This window comes from Micromonospora sp. ABR4_055 (genome assembly GCF_056160425.1).
In genome coordinates this window covers 1-5,552 of the sequence record NZ_JBSWXD010000260.1, presented here as the reverse complement: position 1 = coordinate 5,552, position 5,552 = coordinate 1, and the positions used below count along the sequence as shown (strand labels likewise).

The window sequence follows — 5,552 nt, the reverse complement described above, 5'->3', positions numbered from 1 at the left end:
GGCCGGGCTCACCGGGCGGCGGGCCGACCCGGCCGTCGCCCGCCCCCGGCCGGCCGTCGGCGGCGGCGACCACCAGCCGCCGGGCGATCTCCGGTGCCCCCGCCCAGTGCAGCGTCAACTGGGAGGCGTGCACCCGACGCCAGACGAAGCCCTCCGGCACCCCGTTGCCCCACGTCCACGCGGGGGTGTGGCCGGCACGCGGGGAAACCACCGCCTGGTGCTGCTTGTAGCCGATCAGGCGACCGCCGAGCGGCGCGACCGGGGTGGCCGCCCGCGACGTCGCCTCCCGGTAGCCGACGATCATCCGGTCGGTGGTCGACGCCGCCGCGTCGAACACCTCACCCATCGGCCGCCCGTCACACTCCCGGACCAGCCAGAGCAGCCCGGTCCCCTCGGCCAGCACCGGCCGACCGGACCGGGCCAGGTCGGCCACCGCGAGGGTCAACGCCCGGTTCGCCGACAACTCCGGCAGGTAGGTCTCCGGCAGCCCGCCGGGCAGTACCAGCGCCGCCGTCGCCTCCGGCAACGACTCGTCCCGCAGCGGATCGACCGGCACCACCGCGGCACCGGCGGCGGTGAGCAGTTCGACCGTCTCCGCGTAGCCGTAGATCAGCTCAGCGGTGCCGGCGACCGCGATCACCGGACGCCGGGCCGGCGGCGGCGCCTGCGGCACCCCGGCCGCCTCGGCCTCGGCGGCCAACGCGTCGCCGGCGGTCCACTCCGGCACCGGCAGCTGCGGCGCCGACCGGGCCATCGCCAGCACCAAGTCCAGGTCGACGGCCGCGTCCACCGCCTCACCGAGCCGGCGGATCAGCCGTACCGTGTCGATGCTGTGGTGCGCGACCGGCACCACCCCGGCCGGGCGCGGGATCCCCGCCGGCAGTTCGCCCCGGTGCAGCGCGCCGAGCACCGGCACGCCGATCTCGTCCAACGCGGTACGGAGCACCTGTTCGTGCCGCGCCGAGCTGACCCGGTTGAAGATCACCCCGCCGAGCCAGAGCAGTTCGTCGTACGCCCGGAAACCGTGGACCAGCGCACCCACCGACTGGCCCATCGTCGCCGCGTCCACCACCAGCAGCACCGGGGCGCGCACGGCGGTGGCGACGGTCGCCGTGGACGGGCTGTCCGGCCGGCTGCCGAGACCGTCGAACAGCCCCATCGCCCCGGCGACCACGGCGATGTCGGCTCCGGCCGCACCGTGCACCAGCAGCGGACCGATCCGCCCGGAGCCCACCAGCATCGGGTCCAGGTTGCGGCCCGGACGCCCGGCGGCGGCACCCAGGTACGCGGCGTCGGTGTGGTCCGGCCCGACCTTCAGCCCGGCGGTGCTCAGCCCTCGGTGCCGCAGCGCGGCCAGCAGGCCGATCGCCACCGACGACTTGCCGTGGCCGGACGCGGGGGCGCTCACCACCAGGCGGGGCAGGGACGGCATCTGCGACTCCTCTGTACGTACGGGTGACGGGCGGTCCCGGGTGACGGACGCCCGGTGGGGTCGGCCGGACCGCCTCCGGCGGCATCGGTGGAACAGCCGCAAGACGATACCCGGTAGTCTCCGCCATGTGTACCGGTTCCTGCTGACGCCCCGGTGGCTGGGCTACCTCGTGGTGGCCCTGGCCGCCGCGGCGGTGATGGTTCAGCTGGGAAACTGGCAGCTCGACCGCTACCACCAACGCAGCGCGGTCAACGACCGGATCGACACCGCCGGGCAGCAGACCCCGGTCGAGCTGACCCGGGCCGCCGGCCACCCAGGCCCGGCACCCGGCCAGGCCGGCGACCCGCCACCGGAGTCGGCGACCTGGACCAGGGTGACCGCCGTCGGACGCTACGACAGCGACAACGACGTGCTGGTCCGCAGCCGTACGGTGAACAGCCGGGTCGGCTACGAGGTGCTCACCCCGCTGGTGCTGGCGGACGGTTCCGCGGTGCTGGTCGACCGGGGCTGGATCCCGCCGGACGACAGCGGGCTCGCCGTCGCGCCGCCGGTGCCGCCGGCGCCGACCGGCGAGGTGAGGGTGACCGGGCTGCTGCGCCAGCCGGAGCCGATGTCCGGCTCGGTGACCCGCCAGGACGGCACGCTGCAGACCCGGCGGATCGCCACCCCGGTGCTCGCCGCCGAGTTGCCCTATCCAATCTACGGCGGCTACGTGCTGCTGCAGGAGCAGGATCCGCCGGCCGACCCGGTCTTCGTCGCCGTACCGATCCGGCACGAGAACAGCTGGCAGAACGGCGGCTATGTGGCCCAGTGGTGGATCTTCGCGGCGATGACCCTGGTCGGTTTCGGCTGGCTGGCCCGGCGCGAGGCACACCACCGGCGGCGGCCGGCCGGTGACGGTGACCGGGCCGACGCCATCGGAGGCGATGCCGACCCGGTCGACCGGCGTCCGACTACCGTGCGGTGAGCCCGACCGACCCGTCGCCCGGCGGCCTGGCCCGCCGGCTGGGCACCGGCGACGCGGTGGTCGTCGGTCTCGGCGCGATGATCGGCGCCGGGGTGTTCGCCGCGTTCGCCCCGGCGGCGGCGGCCGCCGGCGGCTGGCTGCTCGCCGCGCTCGGCGTCGCCGCCGTGGTGGCCTACTGCAACGCGATGTCGTCAGCGCGGCTGGCCGCCCGTTACCCGGAGTCCGGCGGCACCTACGTGTACGGCCGACGCCGGCTCGGCGATTTCTGGGGCCACCTCGCCGGCTGGGGGTTCGTGGTCGGCAAGACCGCCTCGTGCGCGGCGATGGCGCTCACCGTCGGCAGCTACCTGGCCCCGGGGTACGCCCGGCCGGTCGCCGTCGCGGCGGTGGTCGCGCTCACCGCGCTGAACCTGTTCGGCGTGCACCGGTCGGCCCTGGCCACCCGGATCATCGTCGGTGTCGTGCTGGTGGTGCTGGCGGCGGTGGTCGTGGCCGGGCTGATCGGCGGCACCGGGCCGGTCGTCGGCGGGGCAGGCGGCGTACCCGTCGACGGCTGGGGGGTGCTGCAGGGCGCCGGGCTGCTCTTCTTCGCCTTCGCCGGCTACGCCCGGATCGCCACCCTCGGCGAGGAGGTCCGCGACCCGCGGCGCACCATCCTGCGGGCGATCCCGATCGCACTGGGCATCACCCTGGCGGTCTACGCGCTGGCTGCGGTCGCGGCGCTGCGGGCCCTGGGCCCGGCCGGGCTGGCCGACGCGCCGGCACCGCTGGCCGCCGCCGTGTCGCAGGCCGGTGCCGGCTGGTTGACCCCGGTGGTACGCGTCGGCGCGGCCACGGCGGCGCTCGGGGCGCTGCTGGCATTGATCCTCGGGGTGTCCCGGACCGTGTTCGCGATGTCCCGGGGCCGGCATCTGCCGGCCGGGCTGGACGCCGTACATCCGCGCCGTCAGGTGCCGCACCGGGCGGAGATCGCGGTCGGGGTCGCGGTGGTCGCCCTGGTCTGCGTCGCCGACCTGCGCGAGGCGATCGGCTTCTCGTCGTTCGGGGTACTAATCTACTACGCGGTGGCCAACGCCGCCGCGTTGACCCTGCGCCGCGACGAGGGCGCGCTGCCGAAGGCCGTACCGGTCGTCGGGATCGCCGGCTGCCTGCTGCTGGCCGCCACCCTGCCCGGCACGGCAGTGCTCACCGGGCTGATGGTGTTCGCTGTCGGCGTCGGCGTCTGGTGGGCCGGCTGCGGCGTCCGCGCCCGAGGCTGACCGACAACCTGCGCGTGGACGTCGCGGGTTAGGCTACCTGGCTTACCCGGATCAGGCTCTATCCAGTCGAGAGATTGAGGCCATGGTCATGGTTTCGGGACGACCGTGACGCTTGGTTCCGGACGGTCCACCGAGAGCAAGAAAGCGCTCATCAGTAGCGAAAATGCCACGGTGAGCAGAGAGATGCCGAGCAGAACCTGATACGCGGTTCGGTGCCGCCGATCGGTACGCAGTCCCCAGATTGAAGCAACCGCACCGGCAGCCCCTACTGCACCGGCCAGCAGGAAGTTCACGATCAACGTCGCCAGGCCAAGGACGGACAGGACCGCCACAAGACCAATTTTGGAGTTCGTTTGCTCCGGGCTGAGTGACTCTTGCTGGGTTGACATGGCATTCCTCCTGCGCTGTTGACAGATCGTACAAGATCCCCCTCACGTCCACACGTCGGCGAGGGGCCGGCGCGAGAACCCATCGCAATTGCGGTGGCCCTCACATCGGCATAGCTCGATCAGAAGATTGAGCAGGTGAAATTGCCCGAGCTACCACCATTCGCCATACCGTTCAGGCGAACGCACTCGTCGACCGTCTGCACGTCCCAGCCGCCGACTCCCAAAATAAACCGTTGCTTAGCCCAAATTCGAGCAGTGTTGCTAACGATGCCGCTACCGTGAGATTGAACGCCAGCATGACGCCAGCCTATCGACTTAGTCTCCCCACCGGCATAGTCGTAGGTCGCGCTGGTAACAGTACTGCCCGAGTTACACCAGGTGCCAACCACCCAGAAGGTGTAGAGGGTATTTCCTGCCAACGACGTAGAACTTCCGGTAGCTTGGCCAAGCCAACATGCGGAGATCGCGGGATTCTCATGCCTCATTTGTTGAAGAATTTCCCGGTCGACCGGAGCCAAAGCAGTGGTCCTAAACTGGACCGTTTTCACAAGCATGCGGCTATCGAATGCTGCCCGCTCCCTGACAGACAACTCTTCATATTCGACCTCTGGATCGACTGACGCGTAGACCTTGTCTACTACGGCGACTGGATCCACTCGCTCCACTGCGGTTGCCGCACCGGAACTCAACAACACGACAAGTGCGGCGACAACTGAACACAGTAACGAAGCTAGCCCTCTCTGATCATCAATTCCCCAATTCAAGATCGATTAGCGTTAGCAGACCACCATGAACCTGCACGCCTGGACCGGCGGCGGTACCCCCGCCCGGTACGCGAAGCAGTCGTGACCGACCCGCCCCCCGCACCCCGTCACCTGGCGGCGTTCGACGATGCCAAGCAGACCGGGGACTGCCCCTGTCACGGATCCCGTTTCGGAACCGCTGTCACCAGGCGAAGATCCCGATTGCCGAAGGTCGCTACGAGCAGTACCTGGTCGACCGCACGGAAGAGGAGGGGCGAGCCACGATTCGCGCTGAGAACCTCGGCCACATCCGTAGGCATGAGCTGGCCGAGTTGCGCAAGTCCGGCTGGGCTTGCCCAGGCTGGGGTTGACGCAGCCCTCGGGTAAGCCAGGCGCGGATCTCTCAGATCGAACACGGACAGGTTGACACCCCGGACGCACTGTGTCTGTACGTCCGAAGCACTCGGTGCTGAGGTCTCTATCGTTGTGTCCCGAGGGTCCACTAACGCTACGGGTCGTCTAAAGCCCGGCGGTCCAGCTTCCAGCCCTGGACAGCTTGGAGCCCCTCGACGACCTGCCCTGGAGCCGCACGACGTGCCCGACGCCGATCGCCACTGATCCGGGCATCCACCCGCCCCGGTGTCCCGGGGGCCAGAAACCAGGGAGCAGGGACCAAAGGGAAGAAGAAGAGGGGGAGGGGAGGGGAGGACTGTGTCCTCAATAGATAGGTGGAGAAAAACATAAACGCTGCGTGGGAGGCGA

Annotated in this window: 5 protein-coding genes; 2 read left to right on the top strand and 3 right to left on the bottom strand. The window is 70.5% G+C overall.

All coding sequences use genetic code 11. The features are described from left to right. Positions 1 to 1,432 (bottom strand): cobyrinate a,c-diamide synthase (locus tag ACXAHD_RS31320; RefSeq protein WP_475055042.1); only part of this gene is annotated, 1,432 nt, incomplete at its 3' end. A gap of 127 nt (positions 1,433 to 1,559) precedes the next feature. Between ACXAHD_RS31320 and ACXAHD_RS31315 the strand changes: the two genes are divergently transcribed. Together ACXAHD_RS31315 and ACXAHD_RS31310 are read left to right on the top strand one after the other, a co-directional pair. Then, the gene (locus ACXAHD_RS31315; RefSeq protein WP_289213459.1) at positions 1,560 to 2,399 is read left to right on the top strand and encodes an SURF1 family cytochrome oxidase biogenesis protein; all 840 of its coding nucleotides are present in this window, start codon (positions 1,560 to 1,562) and stop codon (positions 2,397 to 2,399) included. Further along, a complete protein-coding gene (locus tag ACXAHD_RS31310) occupies positions 2,396 to 3,658 on the top strand; it encodes an APC family permease (protein WP_475055041.1) in 1,263 nt (420 codons plus the stop codon). The genes ACXAHD_RS31315 and ACXAHD_RS31310 overlap by 4 nt, the downstream gene beginning before the upstream one ends. A gap of 86 nt (positions 3,659 to 3,744) precedes the next feature. Here the strand turns inward: ACXAHD_RS31310 and ACXAHD_RS31305 are convergent, their stop codons facing one another. Together ACXAHD_RS31305 and ACXAHD_RS31300 are read right to left on the bottom strand one after the other, a co-directional pair. After that, entirely contained in the window at positions 3,745 to 4,047 is a 303-nt protein-coding gene (locus tag ACXAHD_RS31305; RefSeq protein ID WP_281551179.1) for a hypothetical protein, read from the bottom strand. A gap of 119 nt (positions 4,048 to 4,166) precedes the next feature. Next, positions 4,167 to 4,703, bottom strand: coding sequence for a hypothetical protein (locus tag ACXAHD_RS31300; RefSeq protein WP_475055039.1), 537 nt, complete (start codon positions 4,701 to 4,703; stop codon positions 4,167 to 4,169). Positions 4,704 to 5,552 lie beyond the last annotated feature (849 nt).

Coding starts and splice junctions, on each gene's coding strand:
- ACXAHD_RS31305 (WP_281551179.1), bottom strand. CDS start 4,047: ATGTCAACCCAGCAAGAGTCACTCAGCCCGGAGCAAACGAACTCCAAA.